Source organism: Pseudomonas ekonensis, from assembly GCF_019145435.1.
Taxonomy (GTDB): domain Bacteria; phylum Pseudomonadota; class Gammaproteobacteria; order Pseudomonadales; family Pseudomonadaceae; genus Aquipseudomonas; species Aquipseudomonas ekonensis.
In genome coordinates, this window is sequence record NZ_JAHSTS010000003.1 from 268,135 (window position 1) to 292,638 (window position 24,504).

23 protein-coding genes are annotated in these 24,504 nt (G+C 60.6%); 8 read left to right on the top strand and 15 right to left on the bottom strand.

Annotated elements, in window-relative coordinates; all coding sequences use genetic code 11:
* The first annotated feature begins 2 nt into the window (after positions 1–2).
* From KVG96_RS25175 to KVG96_RS25185, 3 genes are read left to right on the top strand one after another with little or no spacing between them, the layout of a single operon-like run.
* Positions 3–1,022, top strand: coding sequence for a tetratricopeptide repeat protein (locus KVG96_RS25175; RefSeq protein WP_217894453.1), 1,020 nt, complete (start codon positions 3–5; stop codon positions 1,020–1,022).
* A gap of 18 nt (positions 1,023–1,040) precedes the next feature.
* Positions 1,041–4,292: an EF-hand domain-containing protein gene (locus KVG96_RS25180; RefSeq protein ID WP_217894454.1), complete on the top strand. Its 3,252-nt coding sequence runs from the start codon at positions 1,041–1,043 to the stop codon at positions 4,290–4,292.
* A gap of 2 nt (positions 4,293–4,294) precedes the next feature.
* Entirely contained in the window at positions 4,295–5,128 is an 834-nt protein-coding gene (locus KVG96_RS25185) for a tetratricopeptide repeat protein (protein ID WP_217894455.1), read from the top strand.
* Positions 5,129–5,688: 560 nt separating this feature from the next.
* Here KVG96_RS25185 and KVG96_RS25190 read toward each other — a convergent pair.
* Entirely contained in the window at positions 5,689–6,057 is a 369-nt protein-coding gene (locus KVG96_RS25190; protein ID WP_217894456.1) for a DUF6124 family protein, read from the bottom strand.
* Positions 6,058–6,576: 519 nt separating this feature from the next.
* Between KVG96_RS25190 and KVG96_RS25195 the strand changes: the two genes are divergently transcribed.
* Positions 6,577–6,960 (top strand): helicase, encoded by a 384-nt coding sequence (locus KVG96_RS25195; protein ID WP_217894457.1) that lies wholly within the window; start codon positions 6,577–6,579, stop codon positions 6,958–6,960.
* Between the two features lie 95 nt (positions 6,961–7,055).
* On the opposite strand, the gene KVG96_RS25200 is transcribed toward KVG96_RS25195, so the two are convergent.
* From KVG96_RS25200 to exbB, 6 genes are all read right to left on the bottom strand, one after another.
* Positions 7,056–8,456, bottom strand: coding sequence for an aminoacyl-tRNA deacylase and HDOD domain-containing protein (locus tag KVG96_RS25200; protein ID WP_085578983.1), 1,401 nt, complete (start codon positions 8,454–8,456; stop codon positions 7,056–7,058).
* A 79-nt stretch (positions 8,457–8,535) separates the two neighbouring features.
* Positions 8,536–10,611, bottom strand: a complete 2,076-nt coding sequence (gene recG / locus KVG96_RS25205) for an ATP-dependent DNA helicase RecG (protein ID WP_217894458.1) — start codon at positions 10,609–10,611, stop codon at positions 8,536–8,538.
* A 9-nt stretch (positions 10,612–10,620) separates the two neighbouring features.
* Positions 10,621–11,550, bottom strand: a complete 930-nt coding sequence (locus KVG96_RS25210; protein WP_085638577.1) for a hydrogen peroxide-inducible genes activator — start codon at positions 11,548–11,550, stop codon at positions 10,621–10,623.
* Positions 11,551–11,829: 279 nt separating this feature from the next.
* Positions 11,830–12,576, bottom strand: a complete 747-nt coding sequence (locus tag KVG96_RS25215) for an energy transducer TonB family protein (protein WP_217894459.1) — start codon at positions 12,574–12,576, stop codon at positions 11,830–11,832.
* Positions 12,573–13,001 carry a TonB system transport protein ExbD gene (gene exbD, locus KVG96_RS25220; RefSeq protein ID WP_217894460.1) on the bottom strand — a complete coding sequence of 143 codons (429 nt, stop codon included), beginning with the start codon at positions 12,999–13,001 and terminating at the stop codon, positions 12,573–12,575. Before exbD ends, KVG96_RS25215 begins: the two co-directional genes overlap by 4 nt.
* A 6-nt stretch (positions 13,002–13,007) precedes the next feature.
* Positions 13,008–13,958, bottom strand: coding sequence for a tonB-system energizer ExbB (gene exbB / locus KVG96_RS25225; protein ID WP_217894461.1), 951 nt, complete (start codon positions 13,956–13,958; stop codon positions 13,008–13,010).
* 187 nt (positions 13,959–14,145) lie between these two features.
* Between exbB and KVG96_RS25230 the strand changes: the two genes are divergently transcribed.
* Positions 14,146–15,003 (top strand): SDR family oxidoreductase, encoded by an 858-nt coding sequence (locus KVG96_RS25230; protein ID WP_217894462.1) that lies wholly within the window; start codon positions 14,146–14,148, stop codon positions 15,001–15,003.
* A 138-nt stretch (positions 15,004–15,141) separates the two neighbouring features.
* On the opposite strand, the gene KVG96_RS25235 is transcribed toward KVG96_RS25230, so the two are convergent.
* From KVG96_RS25235 to KVG96_RS25260, 6 genes are all read right to left on the bottom strand, one after another.
* Positions 15,142–15,882 carry a hypothetical protein gene (locus KVG96_RS25235; protein ID WP_217894463.1) on the bottom strand — a complete coding sequence of 247 codons (741 nt, stop codon included), beginning with the start codon at positions 15,880–15,882 and terminating at the stop codon, positions 15,142–15,144.
* 73 nt (positions 15,883–15,955) lie between these two features.
* Positions 15,956–16,336, bottom strand: a complete 381-nt coding sequence (locus tag KVG96_RS25240; RefSeq protein ID WP_065258184.1) for a RidA family protein — start codon at positions 16,334–16,336, stop codon at positions 15,956–15,958.
* Between the two features lie 24 nt (positions 16,337–16,360).
* Complete coding sequence (gene spoT, locus KVG96_RS25245; protein WP_217894464.1) at positions 16,361–18,466, bottom strand: bifunctional GTP diphosphokinase/guanosine-3',5'-bis pyrophosphate 3'-pyrophosphohydrolase; 2,106 nt, start codon at positions 18,464–18,466, stop codon at positions 16,361–16,363.
* A 57-nt stretch (positions 18,467–18,523) separates the two neighbouring features.
* Positions 18,524–18,790 (bottom strand): DNA-directed RNA polymerase subunit omega, encoded by a 267-nt coding sequence (gene rpoZ, locus KVG96_RS25250; RefSeq protein WP_085578965.1) that lies wholly within the window; start codon positions 18,788–18,790, stop codon positions 18,524–18,526.
* 167 nt (positions 18,791–18,957) lie between these two features.
* Positions 18,958–19,578, bottom strand: a complete 621-nt coding sequence (gmk, locus tag KVG96_RS25255; RefSeq protein WP_085578963.1) for a guanylate kinase — start codon at positions 19,576–19,578, stop codon at positions 18,958–18,960.
* A 10-nt stretch (positions 19,579–19,588) separates the two neighbouring features.
* A complete protein-coding gene (locus tag KVG96_RS25260) occupies positions 19,589–20,452 on the bottom strand; it encodes a YicC/YloC family endoribonuclease (protein WP_217894465.1) in 864 nt (287 codons plus the stop codon).
* A 269-nt stretch (positions 20,453–20,721) separates the two neighbouring features.
* Here KVG96_RS25260 and rph point away from each other — a divergent pair, with 269 nt between their 5' ends.
* Together rph and KVG96_RS25270 are read left to right on the top strand one after the other, a co-directional pair.
* Positions 20,722–21,444 carry a ribonuclease PH gene (rph, locus tag KVG96_RS25265; protein WP_217894466.1) on the top strand — a complete coding sequence of 241 codons (723 nt, stop codon included), beginning with the start codon at positions 20,722–20,724 and terminating at the stop codon, positions 21,442–21,444.
* 28 nt (positions 21,445–21,472) lie between these two features.
* Positions 21,473–21,841, top strand: coding sequence for a DUF4870 domain-containing protein (locus KVG96_RS25270; RefSeq protein ID WP_217894467.1), 369 nt, complete (start codon positions 21,473–21,475; stop codon positions 21,839–21,841).
* 84 nt (positions 21,842–21,925) lie between these two features.
* On the opposite strand, the gene crc is transcribed toward KVG96_RS25270, so the two are convergent.
* The gene (gene crc, locus KVG96_RS25275; RefSeq protein WP_007920349.1) at positions 21,926–22,705 is read right to left on the bottom strand and encodes a catabolite repression control protein Crc; all 780 of its coding nucleotides are present in this window, start codon (positions 22,703–22,705) and stop codon (positions 21,926–21,928) included.
* 82 nt (positions 22,706–22,787) lie between these two features.
* On the opposite strand from crc, the gene pyrE reads away from it, so the two are divergent.
* Positions 22,788–23,432: an orotate phosphoribosyltransferase gene (pyrE, locus tag KVG96_RS25280; RefSeq protein ID WP_217894468.1), complete on the top strand. Its 645-nt coding sequence runs from the start codon at positions 22,788–22,790 to the stop codon at positions 23,430–23,432.
* Positions 23,433–23,597: 165 nt separating this feature from the next.
* On the opposite strand, the gene argB is transcribed toward pyrE, so the two are convergent.
* On the bottom strand, positions 23,598–24,503 hold the full coding sequence (argB, locus tag KVG96_RS25285; RefSeq protein ID WP_085630201.1) for an acetylglutamate kinase: 906 nt from the start codon (positions 24,501–24,503) through the stop codon (positions 23,598–23,600).
* Position 24,504: the final 1 nt, after the last annotated feature.

Genomic DNA, 24,504 nt, shown 5'->3' on the forward strand with positions numbered 1-24,504 from the left:
ACATGAATGGTTTGTTGAAGAAGAGGAATGGCTTCGCCGTAGCGGCTCTCACCGCCTCGCTGCTGAGCCTGTTTCATGGCAGCGCTTATGCGGATGAGTGTCCGTCTGAGGATTTTTCCCAGTTCCTGCCTGCGTTCTCTGCGAATGCTGAAACTCAGCAGCGGTTGACTGCGATGACGGTGAAGTCACTGGTTTTGAAACCGGTGGGAGAGCACGGAGTTTTTGAGCCACAAACGACGGGAGTCAAGAGCTCCAGTTTGCCATTTCCGCTAATGTCGCCTGTGGGCACAGACAAGACGGAAGGCGTGGTGGTCGAAGCGATCGACGATAGTCATTTCAACGTAGTGGATAAACGGGCGGGCAACAGCAACATCAAGATTTTCAACTTTTCTCGCCAAGCATGTTGGGTGCTTGAGGGTATTGAAGATTGGTCGATCAGAGAGAAAGATCTCGTAGAGGCGAGCAATGCCCACATGAGCGAGGCAGAGAACTTTTGCTTCCAGCGTGCAGAAGCCTTCAGAGGCCTGGGGGGGTTAGAGCAGTACCGACTCACAGGTGAGTTATTTGAAGCTTCTTTGGAGAACTACCTATGCGCAGCAGCTTCCGGTGATCCTCAGGCTAGTTTGAATGCTGCAAGTTTGAGCCTTTCTGGCATGGCTCCGCAGCTAGAAACTAATAAGGTTGAACAGCTATTCAAGGCAGCAGCGACTACGTTGCCTGAGGGTGCGATGAGCCTTTCGTTGTTTTACTGCGATGGAAACAATGTTTCCTCTGATGCTCCATGCCAGCATCCAGAAGAGGCTGAAGAAGCGTTGACGCAGGCGGCCCGTATGGGAGACGCCTTTGCAACAAATGCACTCGGTCGAGCCTTTGAAACTGGAGAATTGGTTACTAAGGACATGTCCAGGGCGATTGCTTGCTACCAACTCGCTGCCCAAAAAGGCAGCAAAGGGTCTATCGCACATTTGGAACGTCTGAATAAGCAGCCCGCTGGAATTGCTAAAGCCAGCTATTGCTATTGATTATTGCAGGAAGCAGAAATGACAGAACCACTGGATTTATCTGGAAATTACACCAGCGCGAATTATAGCTATAAAGAGGGCGGGGATGGTTACGCCGTAGAGAATGGTAAAAAAGTTGTCGACTGTTCTCATATGGTTAACTTGTTGCTGACGGGGGCGGGCTACGAAGTTCCTTACCAGAATACCGCTGGGCTTAATAGCCAGGAAGCGCTCAAATATTACGATGTAATAAGCCCGACTAATGTGAAGCGGGGAGATATCGTACTCTGGATTAATGCCACGTCAAATCATCAAAATAAGACGTTAAACCATACAGGTATTGTCGAACATTATGACAGTACGCTGGATTCTGAGTTTGGGGAATTCTTCGGAGCGCAAAGTTCTGGGCCAGCTACTGCCAAATTCGGTGCCTTTGGGAAGGCTTGGTATTGGCCAGTCCCTACAAAATTTTTAAGGGTTAAAGAGTCGACCAGGACCGGAGGAAGTTCAGCACCAGCACCAGCACCGGCACCGGTAGAGTCTACGCCGTTAATAAAATTTCAATACCCGTTTAGGCAGGCAGACGGAAAACAATTCGCTGACGCTGAAGAAGTCTATAAAGCTCTCGAAAAGGAAACCGCAGGGCATTATTTGTTAGGGAGTAATAAATTTTGGCATGGTGGCATACACATAAGTAATGCGAGTGCTCCGCAGTGTGTCTTGAATGAACCGATTCGTTGCATGTCCGATGGTGAAGTCGTGGCCTATCGACTTAACGAAGACTATCTGGAGTCTACGTTCGGCGAAAATGAGAAAAAACTCAAGTATTCCAACTCGTTTTGTTTGGTGCGACATGAGTACAAATCTGCGCCAAACTCAGAAGAAGGGCCGAATAAAGGCAAGCAAAACAAGCTGAACTTCTACAGTTTGTACATGCACCTTCTGCCCTTCAAACGTTATCCGCTAACGGAGGAAGAAACTCCGAAACCTCACGTGACCATGAAAGTAAGTGACTTCAACGCTTACGATGATTTCCCTGAAACCAGCACCGTTCAGAACGTTGGCAAGCTTGTTGCGGGGACCAGGCTTGAGATATTGGATCAGAAGGACTTAGGCAACGTTACCTATGCGAAAGGGAAAATTCTTTCAGGTAGCGTTAAAAAGAACGGTCACAAAGTTCGTGAGGCTGGAAAGGAGGTCTGGTTCGCATACTTGAAAGACGGAGAACCCTACAAAAACTCCAAACCCGCACGTATATGGCTGGCAGACCCGATCCCGGAGCGTTTAAAGCCAAAATATTGGCAAGGTAAGGTGAAAGGAATCGCGTTGAAAAGATTGGATCTTTATCAGGATCCTATCTCTGCCCAAAATGGGCAGAATGCCGGTGATAAGATTGGCTCGCTGCAACTTAACCCTCAAAGTTCGGTGGAATTTGAAAGCAAAGAGGTACTGAACCTCAATGTTGCAGGGACAATTCGTCGCATGGCGAAATGTACCAGCAGCGGTAGCTTGGCTGGGACGGGAAACCTTCCTCCCAGCTTCTGGGCGATTGTGGAAAACGAATATGTTGCCTGGGATGTAATCCCGAGTAGCTTCAATTCTGTAGAGCCTGCAAGTACCGGTATCAAGGCAGGTGATCCGATCGGATACTTAGGGCTGACAGAAAACCTCACAGGCGAAGATGGCGGCGTAACCAATAAATATCAGGTTCATGTCGAGATATTCACTGATGATGTCGACGTAAAAAATTTTCTTCAAAACGCTGCTGGTTTGAAGATAGGTAAACAATATCTGCATCTTTTGGCAGGAGCTGAGCTCAAGAAAAAGGCGCCTGCTACCGGTAGTATTCCGGTCAAAAAGGAGCATGTTGTTGATTTAAGTAAGGCTCCCGTGATCAAGGAAGGCGATGAAAGCTGGTATGACGTCAGTGTGGTGGAAGACGATCAACCGTTAAAGGGACTTGTTAAAAAATCTGGCGCAACGCTCATCACTCAGCACGACTGGGAGAAATTGGGTTTTCAGATCGTGGAAGAAACAAACACCGTTGCCGATGGATTCCTCGACCCTCAAGACATGCCTCAGTTCTTCAAAGATCTTTTCGCCAAAATTGATAAAAACCACGACGGGGATGTTGATCGCAATGAACTCTCTGAGGCATTGAAAAATGTTGATATGAGAGATCACTGGGCGAAGCTCATTGCTCACCATCCAACTGAGTGGAAGGACAAGGCGGAGTCGGTTAAGTGGAGTAAGTTGGATAAATTACTAGAAGCATCTCCAAAAACGTTGAAGCACGAAAAAGAACGGATAAGCAAATATGTTTTTTGGAGTGAGCTGTCTGGTAAGACCGCTGTTAGTTCAGATGTGGTTTGGCATTTTCATCCGGTTGAATTCATAAAAAATATGACCGCTAAAAAAATCTGCGAGTGCAATGCTATTGTTAAAGTGACTCGTTGGAATTCTAGCACTATGACCCATTACGGCCCACTACATACCGGTGATAAAGAGTTAGGCAGTGCTCCTCAATGGGATGAGCTAGTATCTGCGGGGAGGATTACAGCGGATGAAAAGAAAATCATTGTTGTCATGTCGGGGAATGAAGCAAAAATCAATGGGGTACAGTGTTATGACAGTGAAGTGATCACTGCGGGAGCGATGCAGAAAACAATGAAAGTCACCGGTGGCGGTGAGCTGCCAGATCAAATTAAAAAATTCAAGGATCAATATCCAGATGCATATGTAGAATTTTTTGAATCTAAAGGTTGGAAATTAGATGATGCAGGTGTGTCCCCACAATTATATTATCAGGGGGAGGCTCGAGCTAACGGCGCTAAATTGGAAAAGCAGGCGCTAAAAGAAAACCTGCAACTTGGATGTAATGAAGCGACCTTTGGTAAGGTAATTGATTGCCAACCAGTTTCTGCGATGGCGTGTGCAATTGCAAGCCCGTTATACGTGGAAATACAAATAATGGATTTTATTGATAGGCTGCATGCTGCATTGAGTAAAGTGCCCGCGGGGTACAGCTTTAGTGCCGAAAAGTTATTTAAGTCTCCTTTAGGAAAGGCTGTAGTACTTGATCATGATATAAATAGGCCCGCCTTTGTCAAGGATGATTTAGGTGCAGCGCTCGACACGTTCTTCTCCCAGAATCCGGCGGTAAGTAGGAATATTGATACCTGGGGGGCGGCGCACGGCGCGAATGAGCGGAAGGTTCTCGATTTGTATGGTAATAACAGAAGAATGACGAATCCATCTCTCCGTTATAATTACTTAAAGGCAGGGCTTTGAAAATGTTAAAGGCAAAATTTTTTATAGGTACATGTCTAATTTTTTCAATTGGATCTTTTTGTAATGCCGCAGATTCGAGTTTGACGAGTGCCGATGGTGCGATGCTCAAGTTTTCTTCTTGGGACCAAGGTGCCGCTGTATGGAAGCGCGCTACCTTCTCCAAGATGAACGACAGCTATGATTTATACGATAATGGGAACAAAACTTCAGTTGGCGTAGGTATTAACTCTGACTCTCTTTCACCCAGCAAAAAATATGCGTTGGTTCAGCGAACTGTATTTGGAGAGTTGAGCAATGGGCAAGAGGTGGTTGCCACCGAGAATAATTATTGCGATATGGTTTCAATGGATACTGGTTGCGTACTTTTGTCACGCTCCGCTGAAGCGTGTTCTGGAAGTTGGAAAGGGGGAAATTGGTTGACTGATGGGGGAGAGGTGATTGTGCCGAACTTGGAAACGATTTCTCCTAACAACCTAATAAAGTCAGTGGAGCCGATTAATAATGCGTCTGCGAAAGGCCTTGCTGTAAAAGACCAACTATTCATGGGGGTCGAATCTTATATGAGTTGCTACCCGGCCAGTAAGAACGTCCAAGCCTTGAACAATATCGGTTTCTATCTAGCACAAGCAGGTGATGATTCGTCCGCACTGAGGATTTATCGGGGAATCGAAGTAGTTGGTAAGCGGACTGTGCTGATGCTCAATATCGCGGACTCTTTGTGGAATTTGAAAGAAACTTCCGAGGCTGCGAAATATTACAAAAAATACTCTGACGCCATGATCGCGGAAGGTAAAGCCGGAAAAGTGCCTGCACGCGTTGCTGAACGGGCGAAATAGCGGCGCGAGGGAGGCTTCGATCCTGGGCGGCATGCGCACCACCGAGGCGTATGTGCGGTGATCACGTGGATGGGCGTGTGCTTAATCCATGGCTCGACATTTTTGCGGGAATTGCGTATGCCTTCGGCAGTGAGGCCGTAAGTTGACCCGCAGTGTAATGGGGACAGGCCACGTTTTAGTAGTTGCTCGAAAACCGTGGTCTGTCCCCATTTTTCTAGTTGGGAACAAAGGATATGTCCCGAGCATTAGCCTGTTATCAAATGGCGGCTGATAAGGGTCACCGGTTGAACATCGACAGCGTGGCGTGATTGCTAGCCGCCCTCCCGAAATCACGACGAAGTGGGTGGAGGTGTCTGGAGGCATGGTAACTGGGGATTATGTAATGGCGAGTCAGGATCCCCTCATTTTCGGAATCGTTTACACAAACCGCAAGTCCGAAAAGAAATACATATTCGAGCACGATAGCAATATGAGTGTATTGCCTGAAACTGGCTGTCAGTGGTGACTCGAGCATGTGAGAAAGGGGACTCAACGTCCCCTTTTTTCCGCCCACGATCCGGTTACGGCCTGACCTGATACTCCCTGAACTCAATGTGATCGATTGTGCCTTCCACGATCAACCGCACGCCGTCCGCCATTCTGCTCAGGCCCAGTGCCATCGAGCGGCGGGGGCCGTCGAGTTCGTCGGCCAGGTTGGCGGCGATGGCGCTGATGCACAGGAGGTCTTCGGAGGCGTTGGCCATGAGGGCTTCGGCGTCGGCGTTGGGGCAGAGGATGAACAGGCCGCCGAGGCGTTTGGGACGCGCGGTGGCGGGTTTCAGGTGGTGGTCGAGGGCGCGTTCGGCGGCTTCGTGGAGTTTCCTTGAATCAAGGGATTCGTAGGGGGAGGTTTCTGGCGTTGCGGGGGGATTGGGTGTTGGTTTGATCATTAGCGCTTACTCCAGATTCGAGGAGCTGACACCGTTTCGCTCGCACTTCGAAAGTGGTGGCAGCTGTGCATAGGTGTGCAAGACCGGTGGAGTAACCCGGCAGACCCGAAGGCCTCCCATACACAGCAGCCATAACGATCCGCGAGCATAGGAAAACGCCCGGCCGATTGCCATAACCAATGTGTACTCCCACCGGACTTGCACGTCCGAGTCACCGATTTTGCGGCGACACACAGAGGCTATCGACGAACCGCTAGCCCGCCTAGTTCATGGGTATCCCGGCGTTTTGAGGGAAATTTCCTATAGGTTTGCGAGGCACAAGATCAAAAGATCGCGGCTTCGGTAGCTCCTACAGGGATGTGTTTCAACACGTGTAGGACGCCGGGTTGGAAATCGTGACTTGGCAGTCATCATGCGAGAAATACTCACCATCGTCTTGCAACGTCACTCGATAGTGGCGTTATCCCATGAATCCCTTACACTCCCCCAGCCGTTCATTTTCCTTTTGAGGCTGTGCGCATGAAATTTCGTTTTCTTCTGTGGATGCTGGGGCTGTTGATGGGCAAGGCCAGTCGGACCAATCCGGCGTTCCAGCAGCAGTTGGGTGACAAGGATCTGGTGTTTCAGCTGCAGACCCTGGACGGCAAGGTGGCGCGGCATTTCGTGGTGAAGGGGCAGCGCATTACCAGCAAGTCTGGCGTGGTGGCGGAGCCGGCGTTTGCGATTGCCTTTAAAGACGCGGCGTACGGGTTTGCCACGATGCAGGCGAAGAACAAGCAGCTGGCGTTCATGCAGGGGATTCAGGACAAGTCGATCCAGCTCAAGGGCAACCCGGCGCTGGTGATGTGGTTCCAGGGGCTGACCAAGTATTTGAAGCCTAAGAAGGCCAAGCCTAAGGCTTGATGCGGTCAGGTAGACCGGGTTGGATTCATCGCGGGCAAGCCCGCTCCCACAGGGATCGCGTTGATCTTGTGGGAGCGGGCTTGCCCGCGATGCGTTTAGGCCTGGCTGAACTGCGAGGCCAGTTCGCGCAGCAGGACTTCGGCTTCGAGGACTTTGCTGACGACGTCGTTGGCTTTGTCGCGGGTCAGGCCGACGCGTTCCAGCAGCGCGTCCGGGATGTCTTCGTCGGGGCCGGAGCCGATGCCGCGGGCGCGCAGCAGGCGCACGGCCAGGCACACGAGGTTCGGGTACTCGGCGTAGGCGCCGTCGTAGTTCGGGTCGTGCTGGAAGCGCAGGGCGGTGGCCAGTTCATCGGGCATGTCCCAGTAGCGCATCAGCCAGGAGCCGATCTGTTCGCGGCTGATGCCCAGCAGGTGCTGTTCCACGAAGCTGTGGCACAGGTGCGGGTTGACCTCCAGGTGCCGGCAGATCAGCGAGAAGTGCGGCGGGAACACGTGGGCCAGCAGCAGGTAGCCGAAGTTGTGCAGCAGGCCGGCGAGGTAGGTCAGGCCGGCTTCCGGGCGCTGGGCGCGCGGCATGGCGCGGGTCAGGCCTTCGATGACGGCGGCGGTGTAGATCGACTGCTGCCAGTACGGCGTGGTGTGTTGCGGGTGGTCCTTGGGCAGGCTCAGGGTCTTGCCGAGGGCCAGGCCCAGGGCCAGGTTGATCACCAGGTCGAAGCCCAGCACGCGGACGATGGCGTCCTCCACCGAGCGGATCTTGCCCGGCGAGGCGTAGTACGGCGACGCCGCCCAGCTCACCACTTGCGCAGCCAGCGCCGGGTCGGTCTCGACCACGCCGGTGATGTCGTCGATGGTGGCGTTGGGGTCGACCCGCAGCTTGATGATCTTTTGCGCGGTCTCGGCCAGCGGCGGGATCTCGATGGTCGCTTCCAGGCGCTGCTGGATGCGCCGTGCGGTGAACGCCTGCACGGCCTGGGTGATTTCCTCGCGGTCGTCGTCCGGGCGGTCGAGGTTGGGCCGGATGCTGCTCAGGGCTTCGCCGAAGTTGGCGGCGCTGGCCTTGGTCAGCATGGTCTTGAAGGCTTCGCTGGTGATTTCCAGCAGCACGCCCGGCTCGCCGGAGTGGATCAGCAGCTTGGGCTCGCGCAGCAGGCTTTCTTCGTAGAGGCACGGCGAGCTGGTCAGCGCCGGCAGGCCCGGCAGCAGGCTCAGGCTGTGCTTGCCGAGCATCTTGTCCAGGCGCTCGGTGGACACGGCGGTCAGGCGACGGCCGGTCAGTTCGGCGAGGCGGTTGAGATCCAGCAACTGGCTCTGTGGGAACAGCACCATCAGCGCGCCGACGGCGTCGTCCAGCAGCACGGCCTGCACTTTGCGCGAGGCGTTGAGGCCGTGATGGTCGATCACTTCTTCGTAGGCGATGCCGAGTTTGTTGAGCAGCAGCCGAATGACAGACGGAGCGTGCGGGGTGTCGGGGGCGAGAGCAGCTTCGGTCATGGTCTGTATCCGTTTTTGAAACAATGGCAGGAGTATAACCAGCTTGGTCGCCGCGGGCTTTGAGAAACTGCGACGGTGCTCACACTTGGCCGTATTGCTGCCCGTGCCGCAGCCAGCGGTCGAGCAGCGGGCTGACGTGGGCAGGCCAGCGCTCCAGCAGCGCCTGCGCGGCGTCGCGCACGGCGGGCAGCAGGTCGGCGTCGCGCATCAGGTCCGCGACCTTGAATTGCAGCAGGCCGGTCTGGCGGGTGCCGAGCATTTCGCCGGGGCCGCGCAGTTCGAGGTCCTTTTCGGCGATGACGAAGCCGTCGTTGGTCTCGCGCATGATGCCCAGGCGCTGACGACCGATCTGTGACAGCGGCGGGTGGTAGAGCAGCACGCAATGGCTGACCGCGCTGCCCCGGCCCACACGGCCGCGCAGCTGGTGCAGCTGGGCCAGGCCCAGGCGCTCGGGGTTTTCGATGATCATCAGGCTGGCGTTGGGCACGTCCACGCCGACTTCGATCACGGTGGTGGCCACCAGCAATTGCAGGTGGCCGGCCTTGAATTCGGCCATCACGGCGGCTTTTTCGGCGGGCTTCATGCGCCCGTGGATCAGCCCGACCTTCAGCTCGCCGAGGGCGGCGGTGAGGTCTTCGAAGGTGGTTTCGGCGGCCTGGCAGGTCAGCTCTTCGGACTCTTCGATCAGTGTGCACACCCAATAGGCCTGGCGGCCCTCGGCGCAGGCGCTGCGCACCCGCTCGATGACTTCGACGCGGCGGGTGTCGGTGACCAGCACGGTGTTGACCGGCGTGCGGCCCGGCGGCAGTTCGTCGAGGATCGAGGTGTCGAGGTCGGCGTAGGCGCTCATGGCCAGGGTGCGCGGGATCGGCGTGGCGGTCATGATCAGCTGGTGCGGGCACATCCGCCCGCCGACGCCCTTCTGGCGCAGCGCCAGGCGCTGCTGGACGCCGAAGCGGTGCTGTTCGTCGATGATCACCAGGGCGAGGTTCCGGAACTGCACTTCGTCCTGGAACAGCGCGTGGGTGCCCACCACCATCGGCGTGCCGCCGGCGATCTGCTCCAGCGCGGCGGCGCGGTTCTTGCCCTTGAGCTTGCCGGCCAGCCACGCCACGTCGATGCCCAGCGGTTCGAGCCAGCGCTTGAAGGTGAGGTAGTGCTGTTCGGCGAGGATCTCGGTGGGCGCCATCAGGGCGACCTGGTAGCCGGCCTCCAGCGCTTGCAGGGCCGCGAGGGCAGCGACCACGGTCTTGCCCGCGCCGACGTCGCCCTGGATCAGGCGCAGCATCGGTTCCTGTTGGCTGAGGTCGTAGGCGATTTCGTTGCCGACCCGCTGCTGGGCGCCGGTGGGGCTGAAGCCGAGGTTGGCCAGGTACTGCGCCGGCAGCCGGGTGGCCTTGGGCATGGCCGGGGCGCGCAGAGAGCGCAGGCTCTCGCGCAGGCGCTGCTGGGACAGCTGGTGGGTCAACAGCTCTTCGAACGCCAGCCGGTGCTGGGCCCAGTGATGGCCGAGGGCGAGTTCTTCGACGTCGGCGTCGGCGGGCGGGTTGTGCAGGTAGCGGATCGCGTCGGCCAGCGGCGCCAGTTGGTAGTCGCGGGCCAGTTCCGTCGGCAGCCAGTCGGGCAGGCTGGACGGCTTGAGCAGGGTCAGGGTCTGCAGGCAGAGCTGGCGCAGGCGCTGTTGGGTCAGGCCTTCGGTGAGCGGGTAGACCGGGGTCAGGGTCTCATCCACCGGCGGCGGCTCGTCGCCGGTGATGGCGCGGTATTCCGGGTGGTAGATCTCCAGCCCCGACGCGCCGGGCCGGACTTCGCCGTAGCAGCGGATCCGCGTGCCGCGCTTGAGGCCTTCCTTCTGCGCGTTGCTGAAGTGGTAGAAGCGCAGGCTCAGGCCGCCGGTGCCGTCCTGCAGGCGCACCACCAGGCTGCGGCGCCGGCCCATGACCACGTCGGCGCCGCTGACGGTGCCCTCGACCACCGCGTCCTGCCCCGGGCGCAACGCCCCGATGGGCACCACGCGGGTGCGGTCCTGGTAGCGCAGCGGCAGGTGGAACAGCACGTCCTGGAGGTTCTCCAGGCCGACCTTGGCCAGTTTCTCGGCCATGGCTTCGCCGACACCCTTGAGTGCCGTCACCGACACTTGCGACAGCTCGCCCATGACGCTGGCTTAACCGGCCGTGACCGCGGCGGCGGGCTTGGCCACGGAGCACAGGCGGATGGAGTCGGCGAGGATCTCGATGGCTTTCGGGCGCGGGAAGCTGGCGCGCCAGGCGATGGCCACGGTGCGGAACGGCACCGGCGCGGACAGCGGCCGCACTTCGATCACGCCGGGGGCGTAGTGATGGCTGTCGACCGCCGACAGCGGCAGGATCGACACGCCAAGGCCCGAGGCGACCATGTGGCGGATGGTTTCCAGCGAGCTGGATTCGACCGTGGTGTGCTTGGCGCCGTCGTTGCCCTTGGTCAGGGTCGGGCAGGCTTCCAGCACCTGGTCGCGGAAGCAGTGGCCTTCGCCGAGCAGCAGCAGGCTCTTGTCGTTGAGCAGGGCGGCGTCGATGGATTCCTTTTGCGTCCACGGGTGCTGGGCCGGCATCAGCACGTAGAACGGCTCGTCGTAGAGCGGCAGGGTCAGCACGTCGGCTTCGTTGAACGGCAGGGCGATGATGATCGCGTCCAGCTCGCCGTTGCGCAGCTTGTCGCGCAGCACGTGGGTGAAGTTCTCTTCGATGTACAGCGGCATCTGCGGGGCGACCCGGTGCAGCTGCGGAATCAGGTGCGGGAACAGGTACGGCCCGACGGTGTAGATCGCGCCGACCTTCAGCGGGGCGGTGAGCTGGTTCTTGCCGGCTTGGGCCAGTTCGCGGATGCCTTGGGCCTGCTCCAGCACCTTCTGCGCCTGGGCGACGATGCCTTCGCCGACCGGGGTCAGGCGCACGGCGCTTTTGCTGCGCTCGAAAATCAGCACACCGAGTTCGTCTTCAAGTTTTTTCACGCCCACCGAAAGGGTCGGCTGGCTGACGTGGCAACGCTCGGCCGCGTGGCCGAAATGCTGCTCTTGGGCGAGGGTGACGATGTAGCGTAATTCTGTGAGAGTCATGGCAAGCGTCCGTGGGTTTGCGGGCCAAGCATACCGGCTGCAATCGATAGACGCACGTTATCAGAGAGAGTGCGGCATGCGACACCGGGCAATGCCGGTTTGCCGTTTGCGGATGTGACAAAGGCACCTTGCGGTGCCTTTGTGTGCTGGGTCGTCAGGTGCCTGCCGAACCCTGTGGGAGCTGGCTTGCCAGCGATGGCGCCGGGTCAGTCGCCAAATCCTGGCCTGACCCACTGCTATCGCTGGCAAGCCAGCTCCCACAGGTTGATGCGGTGTTCCTCAGCGGCGACGCTCCAGCGAGTACACGAACGGCGCGACGATTTCGATCGAGCCGTTGTTCAGCATGTCGGCCGGCGGCTTGGGCAGCGGCTGGGCGCGGCGGATCATGTCCAGGGTGGCCCGGTCCAGATCGGCGTTGCCGGAGCGGCCCACCAGTTCGAACGACAGCACGTTGCCTTCGCCGTCGACCACGAACCGCAGGCGGTTCAGGCCCTCCTTGCCCCGTGCCTGCGCGCTGGCCGGGTACTTCTTGTACTTCTGCAGGTGCGCGAGCAGGGTGCCTTGCCAACTGGCCTTGGCCGCCAGCTGCGCCGGCGACGGGCCCGGTGCCGGCTGCGCGGATTTCTCCGTGGGCGCCTGGGTCGGTTGCGTGTCGGCCGGTTTTTCCTCGGAAGGCTTTTCCTTCGGCGGCTCCGGCTTCTCGACCGGTTTGGGCGGCTGAGGCTTGGGCTTCGGCTTGGGTTTAGGCTTGGGCACGGCGATCTCGGCCTTCGGCGCTTCGGCCAGTTTCGGGATCGGCAGTTCCTCGACCGGGGCCGGCGGCTGCGGCGGCGTGACCACTTTCGGCGGTGCGGGCGGCGGCGGTGCGGGCACCGGGGCCAGTTCGACCATCATGGCCTGCGGCGGCAGCTCGATGGGCGGCCGGGCGGTCCAGTTCACCGCCAGCGCGATGGCCAGCGCGTGGACGCCCAGCACCACGGCCAGGCTACCGCCGTAACGCGTCAGCTTATGGCGCGGCTCGATCATTTCTTGGCTGCCGTCTCGAGGCCCACCAGGCCGACTTTGAGGTAACCGGCGCTGCGCAGCTTGTCCATCACGCTCATCAGGTCGCCGTAGTCCACGCCTTTGTCGGCCTGGAAGAAGATCGTCGTGTCTTTCTTGCCCTGGGTCTTGGCGTCGAGGGCGGCGCCGAGGGTTTCAGGCTTCACTTCGTCGTCGCCCAGGTACAGGCGCTGGTCGGCCTTGACGCTGAGGAACACCGGTTTTTCCGGGCGCGGCGCGGGCTTGGCGGTGGAGGCGGGCAGGTCGACCTTGATGTCCACGGTGGCCAGCGGCGCGGCCACCATGAAGATGATCAACAGCACCAGCATCACGTCGATGAACGGCGTGACGTTGATTTCGTGGTTCTCGGCCAGATCGTCGTCTGCGCCTTCTTTCAAATGCAGGCCCATGGCCGGTTACCCCACTTTCACCATGTGCGGTTGCGAGCTGCGCTCAGGCTGGTGGTCGAGGTCGCGGCTGACCAGCAGCAGCACCTGGGCCGACGCGTCGGACACCTGGGCCTTGTAGCCGGCGATGGAGCGGGCGAACACGTTGTAGATGACGACCGCCGGGATCGCCGCCACCAGGCCCAGCGCGGTGGCCAGCAGCGCTTCGGCGATGCCCGGCGCCACGACGGCGAGGTTGGTGGTCTGGGTCTTGGCGATGCCGATGAAGCTGTTCATGATGCCCCACACGGTGCCGAACAGGCCGACGAACGGCGCGGTGGAACCGATGGTGGCCAGCACGCCGGTGCCGCTGCTCATGTTGCGGCCGCAGGCGGCCACCAGGCGCTCGAGGCGGAAGCTGACGCGTTCCTTGATGCCTTCCTTCTCGCGGGCGTTGGCCGACAGGCGCATTTCTTCCAGGGCGTCGTGCACCAGCAGGTTGGCCAGGGTGCCTTCTTTGGCGGCGGTGACGCTGGCTTCCTTGAGGGAGGCGGCTTTCTTCAGGCTGGCGATCTCGCCGCGCAGACGGCGCTTGGCGCCCAGCAGCTCGAAGCCCTTGGCGATCCAGATGGTCCAGGTGAGGATCGAGGCGATGGCCAGGCCGATCATCACGGACTTCACGATCACGTCGGCGTTCTGGTACATGCCCCAAGGCGACAGGTCGTGGGCCATGCCCAGGGTGTTGTCGGCTTCGAGGACTTCCGGCTGGTCGGCGGCGCCGGCATCAACGGCCTGGATCGCGTCGGCGGCGGGCGCTGCGGCAGGGGCGGCTGGCGCAGCCTGCTCGGTGGCGGCAGGGGCGGCCGTGGTGTCGGCGAACGCGGCGACCGGTGCCAGCATCAGGCTGAGCAGCAGGGCTGCCGCCGCGCGCCAGGCGCGAGGTCGGTTGGTTGGCGAAGCGGAGGTTTGAATGCGTGTCATGCTGGCCGGACCTGAGGTAGAAAAACGGTGATGCTCTTCCAGGCCTCGAGAGGCCGAGAACAAAGTGGCGTGCATTATTGCAAGTAATTCTTGTTAACAGAAGTAATAGAGTTGCTTTTTTTCCTGCATTGCTAGCCGCTCGTCCCCTGCCAGGGCTAGTCTGTCGCTTTCCGATGGGAGATTTTTGATGTCCGCGCCCTCTGTTTTGATCGCCGGTTGCGGTGATGTCGGCAGCCGTCTGGCCACGCAATTGCTGGCTGCCGGCTTTCAGGTGTATGGCCTGCGCCGGAATATTTCACGCTTGCCGGACGGTGTCGTCGGCGTAGCCGGTGACCTGTTCAATGAAGATTGCCCCGAGACCTGGCCGGTCGGTGCCGTGGATTACCTGGTGTATTGCGCCGCCGCGACCGAGCACGATGAAGCCGGTTATCGCGCGGCTTATGTGCAGGGCCTGCAGCATGTGCTGGAGTGGTTGAACGACTACGGCCAGGTGCCGGATCGGCTGCTGTTCGTTTCCAGCAGCAGTGTTTACGGGCAGCAGGACGGGGAATGGGTGGATGAAACTTCCGAAACCGTTGCTGCCGGTTATTCCGGTCGATTGATGCTGGAGGCCGAGCAAATCGCGCTGAACAGCGGCATCCCGGCGAGCATCGTGCGTCTGACAGGTATTTACGGCCCGGGCCGTGAATGGCTGCTGACCCAAGTGCGTCGGGGTTATCGCGTGGCAGTCGATCCGCCGCTGTATGGCAATCGCATCCATGCCGATGACGCGGCGGGTTTGATGGCGTTCCTGCTGGAGGCGGATCGCAAGGGTGTGGCGCTGGATGACATTTACATCGGCGTGGACGATGCGCCGGCACCTCTGGCCGAGGTGGTGGCGTGGTTGCGCGAGTATCTGGGCGTCACTGAGTGGGCGGAGGATGCCAGCGTGCGTCGTACCGGCAGCAAACAGTGCAGCAATGCCCGGGCGAAAGCATTGGGCTGGGTGCCGAGGTATACGAGTTATCGCGAGGGGTATGCCGCGATTCTTGCGGGCAAGTGCTGAATTCCAGGCGCCACAAACCACTGTGGGAGCGAGCTTGCTCGCGATGGCAGCATAACAGTCAGCACAAATGTTGAATGCTATGGCCTCATCGTGAGCAAGCTCGCTCCCACATGGGATCTCTGTAGCTTCAGAGGTGGGTCACTGCTTCTCGAGCAACCACTTGCGCTCACCCGGGGTGAACTGCGGCTGTTCGTCCGCCAGCGCGGTGTTCACGGCCTGGAAGATCTCCAGTTCCTTGCCCTTGCGCGCAAAGATCCAGTTGTTGCCCTGGCCGTTGAGCTGCAGCCACATGCTGTCGTGGTCGCTGTTCATCGACGCGCAGTCGCCTGCCAGGCATAAGGCATAGCGGTCGGCGCCGGGCAGGCCGGAGACCTGGCCGTCGGCCTGGAACTGCACGGTGCTGCCTTCGCCCTGGCCGCTGGCGATGGTCCAGTTGCCGCCCAGGTAGGCCGAGTACAAGGCGCGTTCGAAGCTGGCGCCGATGGGCGCGCCGTCCGGCACGGGGATTTGGGCGCGGTCGAACAGCTGTTCCGGTTCGTTTTCGGTGGCGGCCTGTTTCATCTGGCTGCCGTCGCGCTTCAGCTCGCTGCCGGAACCGCCGTAGAAGTCGATTTTCCACGCGCCGGACTGCTCGCCCTGCAAGCGTCCTTCGACATTTTCGAAACCGTTGGTGTAGCGGGCCTGGCCGGCACGGGTGTTGACGTCCCATTCCAGGTTCGGGCCGTAGGCCTGGAGCGCTTCGCGCAGGGGGCCGCCTTTTGCGGCTGCGTCGATGGCGGTCTGGTTGATCCAGGTGCCGCTGATGTCGCGGTCGGCAGGGTCGCTGGCGCAGCCGCCGAGGAAAACGGCGAACAGCGAGAGAGCAAGCGCTTTGCGCATGGAGAAATCCTTTCGAAACCTTTTCTTGACGGCAAAGCAGTCGGCGCAGCGTTCGGGCGCTGCGCCGTGCGCATTACTCGATGACCAGGATGGCATCCATTTCGACCTGCGAACCCTTCGGCAGGGCGGCGACGCCGATGGCGGCGCGGGCCGGGTACGGTTGTTCGAAGTACTTGCCCATGATCTCGTTGACCTTGGCGAAGTGGCTCAGGTCGGTGAGGAAGATGTTCAGCTTGACGATGTCCTTGAACGAACCGCCGGCCGCTTCGGCCACGGCCTTCAGGTTCTCGAACACCTGGACGGTCTGGGCTTCGAAGCCTTCGACCAGTTCCATGGTTTTCGGGTCCAGCGGGATCTGGCCCGACATGTACACGGTGTTGCCGGCCTTGATCGCCTGGGAGTAGGTGCCGATGGCGGCCGGGGCCTTGTCGCTGCTGATAACGGTCTTGGTCATGTATGACTCCTTGTGATGGCGGGCTTAGGCGCGCATGCGGGTGATGCGGATCACCCCGGTCAGGGCGCGCAGTTTCTTGATCACGCGGGCCAGGTGCACGCGGTCGTGGACGCTGACCACCAGCTGGACGACGCTGATGCGGCCGTCGCGCTCGTCCATGCTGATTTTCTCGATGTTGCCGTCGGCCGCGTTGACGCTGCTGGCCAGCAGCGCGATCAGGCCGCGCTGGTGCTCCAGCTCGACCCGCAGCTCGACGTTGAATTCGCCGCTGACATCCTTGGCCCACGAGAGCTGGATGCATTTTTCCGGGTTGTGGCGGATTTCGCTGATGTTGCGGCAGTTGTCCAGGTGCACGACCATGCCTTTGCCCGCCGACAGGTGACCGACGATCGGGTCGCCGGGGATCGGCGTGCAGCATTTGGCGTAACTGAGCACCAGGCCCTCGGTGCCGCGGATCGCCAGCGGACCTTCCGGCGCCGGCAGCTGTTCGTCCTCGCCGAGCAGGCGGCGGGCCACCACATAGGCCATGCGGTTGCCCAGGCCGATGTCTTCCAGCAGGTCTTCGATCAGTTCGAGGCGGTACTCGGCGAGCATGGCCTGGATCCGCTCGGCGGAGATGTTCTCCAGCGAGCTGTCGAAGCCGTTCAGCACCTTGTTCAGCAGGCGCTCGCCCAGGCTGATGGATTCGGAGCGGCGCTGCAGCTTGAGCGCATGGCGGATGTGGGTGCGGGCCTTGCCGGTGACCACGAAATTGAGCCACGCCGGGTTCGGCCGGGCGCCGGGGGCGCTGACGATCTCGACCGTGGAGCCGCTCTGCAGCGGTTCGGACAGCGGGGCGAGGCGGCGGTTGATCCGGCAGGCGATGCAGCTGTTGCCGACGTCGGTGTGCACCGCGTAGGCGAAGTCGACGGCGGTGGAGCCTTTGGGCAGCTCCATGATCCGGCCCTTGGGCGTGAACACGTAGACCTCGTCCGGGAACAGGTCGATCTTCACGCTTTCGATGAATTCCAGCGAGTTGCCGGCGCGTTGCTGCATTTCCAGCACGCCTTTGACCCATTGGCGGGCGCGGGCGTGGGTGCCTTTGGGCTGTTCGTCGCTGCTGGACTTGTACAGCCAGTGGGCGGCGATGCCGTTGTTGGCCATCTCTTCCATCTCGCGGGTGCGGATCTGGATCTCGATGGGCACGCCGTGCATGCCGAACAGCGTGGTGTGCAGCGACTGGTAGCCGTTGGCCTTGGGGATCGCGATGTAGTCCTTGAAGCGTCCCGGCAGCGGCTTGTACAGGTTGTGCACGGCACCCAGCACGCGGTAGCAGGTGTCGACCTTGTCGACGATGATCCGGAACGCGTACACGTCCATGATCTCGTTGAAGGCCCGACGCTTGCCGCGCATTTTCTTGTAGATGCCGTAGAGGTGCTTCTGGCGGCCGCTGACTTCGCCCTGGATGCCGTCGATGGCCAGGCAGTGGCTCAGGGACTCTTCGATCTTGTTGACGATTTCCTTGCGGTTGCCCCGGGCGCGCTTGACCGCCTGGTAGATCCGCGCGGAACGCATCGGGTGCATGGCCTTGAAGCCGAGGTCTTCGAACTCCACGCGAACCGAGTGCATGCCCAGCCGGTTGGCGATGGGGGCGTAGATCTCCAGGGTTTCCTTGGCGATCCGCCGGCGCTTCTCGCCGGAGAGCACTTCCAGGGTGCGCATGTTGTGCAGGCGGTCGGCCAGCTTGACCAGGATCACGCGGATGTCGCGCGCCATGGCCATGGCCATCTTCTGGAAGTTCTCGGCCTGGGCTTCGGCCTTGGTCTCGAAGTTCATCTGGGTCAGTTTGCTGACCCCGTCGACCAGTTCGGCCACGGTTTCGCCGAACTGCGCCTGCAGCGCCTCTTTGGCGATGCCGGTGTCTTCGATCACGTCATGCAGCATCGCGGCCATCAGGCTCTGATGGTCCATGTGCATGTCGGCAAGGATGTTCGCGACCGCGAGCGGGTGCGTGACGTACGCCTCGCCGCTGCGGCGGCGCTGGCCGTCGTGGGCCTGTTCGGCGTAGAAGTAGGCCCGGCGGACCAGGTTGACCTGGTCCTGGCCGAGGTAGGCCGATAAGCGATCGGCGAGGGCGTCTATGCTCGGCATGATGACTCCTGCCGCAAGCTGTGTTCCCGCGCCGTGCTACGTCGACCAGGCATAGGCTTAGACGGCCTCGTTGGACTCGTCCTCGGTAAATGCAGCGAAGACCGGGTCTTCGGTGACGATTTCTTCGGCGGCGATGAATTCAGGGGTCACGATGCCTTCGGCGATTTCACGCAGGGCGACGACGGTAGGCTTGTCGTTTTCCCATGCGACCTTCGGCTCTTTGCCGCCGGTTGCCAGTTGACGGGCACGCTTGGTCGAGAGCATGACCAGCTCAAAGCGGTTATCCACGTGTTCTAGGCAGTCTTCAACGGTTACGCGGGCCATGGTCTTCCTCGTAGCAAATGCGATATGCGCGGTGCCCGGATGGGCGAGCGGACTCGGCAGTTTAAAAAAACACCAGCGATTAGGGAAGCGCTGATTTTTTGACCAGACCCTTCAACGCGCTGCAAGTGCCAATGTAAAGCCCTTGCGGCGCGTTTGGGAAGAGTCGGTCAACCGAGCAGTTCGGCCAGCAGTTTGCCGAAACGCACTTGCTGGCGTTTCTGCAGCAGCTGGTTGGAGCGGAAAATCGCTTTCAGGTCGTCCAGTGCGTGGGCGAAATCGTCATTGATGATCACGTAGTCGTATTCGACGTAGTGGCTCATCTCGCTGACCGCTTCGCGCATGCGTCCGTCGATGATCTCGTCGCTGTCCTGGCCGCGGTTGGTCAGGCGCTGGTGCAGGGCTTGCAGCGAGGGCGGCAGGATGAAGATCGAACGGGCCTGGGGCATCAGCTTGCGCACTTGTTCGGCGCCTTGCCAGTCGATCTCCAGGATCAGGTCGTGGCCTTCGTCCAGGGTCTGCTGCAGGCGGCTTTGCGAGGTGCCGTAGAAGTTGCCGAACACTTCGGCGCGTTCGAGGAAGTCGCCGTGTTCGCCCATCTTCACGAATGCTTCGCGGGTCACGAAGTGGTAGTTCACGCCATCCACCTCGCCCGGGCGCATGGCGCGGGTGGTGTGGGAGATCGATACGCGGATTTCCGGGTTGGCGTCGGTCAGCGCCTTGACCAGGCTGCTCTTGCCCGCGCCCGAGGGGGCGGAAATGATGTAAAGGGTGCCGGTGCTGTGGGTCATGGGAATAGCCTTACTCAATGTTCTGCACTTGTTCGCGCATCTGCTCGATCAACACCTTGAGGTTGACCGCCGCCTGGGTGCTGCGCGGGTCGAAGGCCTTGGAGCCCAGTGTGTTGGCTTCGCGGTTGAGCTCCTGCATCAGGAAGTCCAGGCGCCGCCCGGCCGCGCCGCCGGACTTGAGCACACGGCGGACTTCGATGATGTGGGTGCTCAGGCGATCCAGTTCTTCGGCCACGTCGCTCTTTTGCGCGAGCATGACCATTTCCTGCTCCAGGCGCTGCGGATCCAGCTCGGCCTTCATGTCGGCGAAGCGGTCCAGGATCTTCTGGCGCTGGGTGGCGAGCATCTGCGGAACCAGTTCGCGCAGGGTCGATACGTCTTCTTCGATGGAGGTCAGGCGATCGTCGATCAGCCGGGCCAGCTCCGCGCCTTCGCGCTCGCGGCCGGCCTTGAGTTCCTTCAGGCCCTGGTTGAACAGCGCCAGCGCCTCGGCGTTGAGCGCCTGCGGGTCGGTGGCGTCGGCGACCAGCACGCCCGGCCAGGCCAGCACTTCCAGCGGGTTCAGCGCGGCGGGGTCCTTGATCAGGCCGGCGACGGTCTCGGCGGCGGCGACCAGTTGCGCGGCGCGCTCGCGGTCAACCTGCAGCGGCTTGCCGGTGCTTTCTTCGGTGAAGCGCAGGGTGCATTCCAGCTTGCCCCGCGACAGGCCCTGGCGCAGCGCTTCGCGCACGGCGCCTTCGAGGTCGCGGAAGGACTCCGGCAGGCGCAGGTGCGGTTCCAGGTAGCGGCTGTTGACCGAGCGCAGCTCCCAGCTCAGGGTGCCCTGGACGCCGGCTTTCTCGACGCGGGCGAAGGCGGTCATGCTGTGCACCATGGTGGTACCTCGCAATGCAGAACGGTGCGGAACCTGCGTTCCGCCTCATCGCTCTCAATGAATGTAAGCCGACTGGCAGCAAAGGCGCAGGATTGTAGCGCAGTGCGGCGGATGCGCCCAAACACACGCTGTGACAAAGGGCTGCAGGCCGTCGGGGACAGGCGTTGCAGGGCCCTCGGTCGTCGGCGGGCATTTTTGACGACTGCCCAGGCGCGGTGCACGGCTCTATAATGCTCCGCAGTTTTCCGTCCCCAGTACAGGTATCTCCTATGAAACGTCCAAGTGGTCGCGCTGCCGATCAGCTTCGCTCGATCCGCATTACCCGCAACTACACCAAGCATGCCGAGGGATCGGTACTGGTCGAATTCGGTGATACCAAGGTCATCTGCACCGTCAGCGTCGAAAACGGCGTGCCGCGCTTCCTCAAGGGCCAGGGCCAGGGCTGGCTGACCGCCGAGTACGGCATGCTGCCGCGCTCCACCGGCGAGCGTAACCAGCGCGAGGCCAGCCGCGGCAAGCAGGGCGGGCGCACCCTGGAGATCCAGCGCCTGATCGGCCGCTCCCTGCGCGCGGCGCTGGACATGTCCAAGCTGGGCGACGTCACCCTGTACGTCGACTGCGACGTGATCCAGGCCGACGGCGGCACCCGCACCGCGTCGATCACCGGCGCCATGGTCGCGCTGGTCGATGCGCTGAAGGTGATCAAGAAGCGCGGCGGCCTGAAGGGCGGCGACCCGCTCAAGCAGATGATCGGCGCCGTTTCCGTGGGCATGTACCAGGGCGAGCCGGTGCTGGATCTGGACTATCTTGAGGATTCCGCCGCCGAGACCGACCTGAACGTGGTGATGACCGGCACCGGCGGCTTCATCGAAGTGCAGGGCACCGCCGAAGGCGCGCCGTTCCAGCCTGAGGAACTGACCGCCATGCTGGAGCTGGCCAAGAAGGGCATGACCGAAATCTTCGAACTGCAGAAGGCGGCGCTGGCCGACTGAGCCGCCGGGCGCCCCCAAGGAGGATGCGATGAGTGACGAACAAGAGCTGCAGCCCAGGCCGAGCCACGAGGTGCGTCAGTGGGCCATGTTTTGTCACTTGTCCGCCCTGCTGGGGATCTGGGTGCCGTTCGGCACGCTGATCGGGCCGCTGATCCTGTGGCAGATGAAGCGCGAGACCGATCCGTTCATCGATGCCCAGGGCAAGGAAGCGCTGAACTTCCAGATCACCGTGGCGATCGCCTCGATGGTCTGTTTCCTGCTGATGGTGCTGATCATCGGCTTCGTGCTGTTCGGTCTGCTGGCCATCGGCGCGCTGGTGCTGACGATCATCGCCGGGGTGAAGGCCAACGAAGGGATCGCCTACCGGTACCCGTTCACCTGGCGCCTGATCAAGTAACGACCGACGGTTGCCGCAGCGGCAAGCCTTCAGACACAAAAAAACCGACAGCGATGTCGGTTTTTTTGCGGCTGCGAAAGGCGCTCAGATGGTCAGCGTCCAGTCGTAGTCCACGATCAGCGGCGCGTGCTGCGAGAACCGTGGCTGACGCGGCAGGCGTGCGCTGCGCACGAAGCGACGCAGGCCCGGGGTCAGGATCTGGTAGTCGAAGCGCCAGCCGAGGTTGAGCATCTCGGCCTGTTCGTTGTCCGGCCACCAGCTGTACTGGTCGCCTTCGCGGCTGACTTCGCGCAAGGCGTCGACATAACCCATGTTGCCGACGATCTCGTCCATCCAGGCGCGTTCCGGCGCCAGGAAGCCCGGGGATTGCTGGCTGTCGCGCCAGTTCTTGATGTCGAGCTTCTGCTGCGCCACGTACAGCGAGCCACAATAGATGTACTCGCGACGTTTGCGCCGCTGCTTGTCCAGGTACTTGCCGAAGTCGTCCATGAGCTTGAACTTCTGGTTCAAGTCCTCATCGCCGTTCATCCCCGAAGGAAGCAGCAAGGTGGCAATACTGACTTTGTCGAAATCTGCTTGCAGGTAGCGCCCGTAGCGGTCGGCCGTCTCGAAACCGAGACCGCTGATGACAGCCTTCGGTTGCAACCGCGAGTACAAAGCCACACCGCCTTGGGCGGGAACTTCGGCGTCGCAGGCATAAAGGAAGTAGCCGTCCAGTTGGAAGGCTGGGTCGTCCAGTTCAAAGGCGGAGGCACGGGTGTCCTGCAGGCAGATGACGTCGGCATTCTGAGCCTGCAGCCAACTGAGCAAACCTCGCTCGACTGCAGCCTGAATACCATTGACGTTCACACTGATGATCCGCATAAATGGCCCCAAAAATCGCGTGCGTGTATGATACACGGCGTCAAGCTAATTAGCTAAATCCGTGGTATTTGGGGTTTTTTTCATGCAAGCGTATCAGCGCGATTTCATTCGTTTTGCCATCGATCGCGGCGTTTTGCGCTTCGGTGAGTTCACCCTGAAGTCCGGGCGCACCAGTCCTTACTTCTTCAACGCCGGCCTGTTCAATTCAGGTTCCGCGCTGGCCCAGCTGGGCCGCTTCTACGCGGCGGCCATCGCCGACAGCGGCATTCCGTTCGACGTCCTCTTCGGCCCGGCCTACAAAGGCATCCCGCTGGCGGCCACCACCGCCGTCGCGCTGGCCGAACATCACGGCCGCGACCTGCCATGGTGCTTCAACCGCAAGGAAGCCAAGGCCCACGGCGAAGGCGGCAGCCTGGTCGGCGCGCCGCTGACCGGCGACGTGCTGATCATCGACGACGTGATCACCGCCGGCACCGCGATCCGCGAGGTGATGCAGATCATCGCGTCCCAGGAAGGCGCCAAGGCGGCCGGCGTGCTGATCGCCCTGAACCGCCAGGAACGCGGCAACGGTGAGCTGTCGGCGATCCAGGAAGTCGAGCGTGACTTCGGCATCCCGGTGATCAGCATCGTGTCGCTGAATCAGGTGCTGGAATTCCTGGCCGACGACCCGCAGCTCAAGCAGCACTTGCCGGCCGTCGAGGCCTACCGCGCCCAGTTCGGCGTTTGACCGGATTTCCTGTAGGGGCGAGCCTGCTCGCGATGGCGGTCTTTCAGCCACATCAAATGTGAATGTAAGGGCCTCATCGCGAGCAGGCTCGCTCCTACAGGGCTCTGAGGCAAAAAAAGACCCCGCTCAGCCAGGCTGAGCGGGGTCTTTTGTTTTCCGCGATGCTTACGAACGCTTGCGGTTGCTGATCAGCGTGCCCACACCGGTGTCGGTGAAGATTTCCAGCAGGATCGCGTTCGGCACGCGGCCGTCGATGATCAGCGAACTGCCCACGCCGCCCTGCACCGCTTCCAGCGCGCAGCGGATCTTGGGCAGCATGCCGCCGTAGATGGTGCCGTCGGCGATCAGCGCGTCGACTTGCTGGGTGCTCAGGCCGGTCAGTACCTTGCCTTCCTTGTCCATCAGGCCGGCGATGTTGGTCAGCAGCATCAGCTTCTCGGCCTTCAGCGCTTCGGCGACCTTGCCGGCCACCAGATCCGCATTGATGTTGTACGACTCGCCGTTCTCTCCGACGCCGATCGGCGCGATCACCGGAATGAAGTCGCCCTTGACCAGCAGGTTCAGCAGGTCGGTGTTGATCCCGACCACTTCGCCCACATGGCCGATGTCGATGATTTCCGGGGTGGTCATCTCCGGGGTCTGGCGGGTGACGTTGAGCTTTTTCGCGCGGATCAGCTCGGCGTCCTTGCCGGTCAGGCCGATGGCGCTGCCGCCATGACGGTTGATCAGGTTGACGATGCTCTTGTTGACCTGACCGCCGAGCACCATTTCCACCACATCCATGGTCGCGGCGTCGGTGACGCGCATGCCGTCGACGAAGTGGCTTTCGATGGACAGGCGCTTGAGCAGGTCACCGATCTGCGGGCCGCCGCCGTGCACGACCACCGGGTTGATGCCCACGGCCTTCATCAGCACGATGTCGCGGGCGAAGCCGGTCTTCAGCTCCTCGCTTTCCATCGCGTTGCCGCCGTATTTGATCACCAGGGTCTTGCCGACATAGCGTCGGATGTAAGGCAGCGCTTCGGACAGAACCTTGGCGGTTTGGGCGGCGGCATCGCGTTCGAGGGTCATT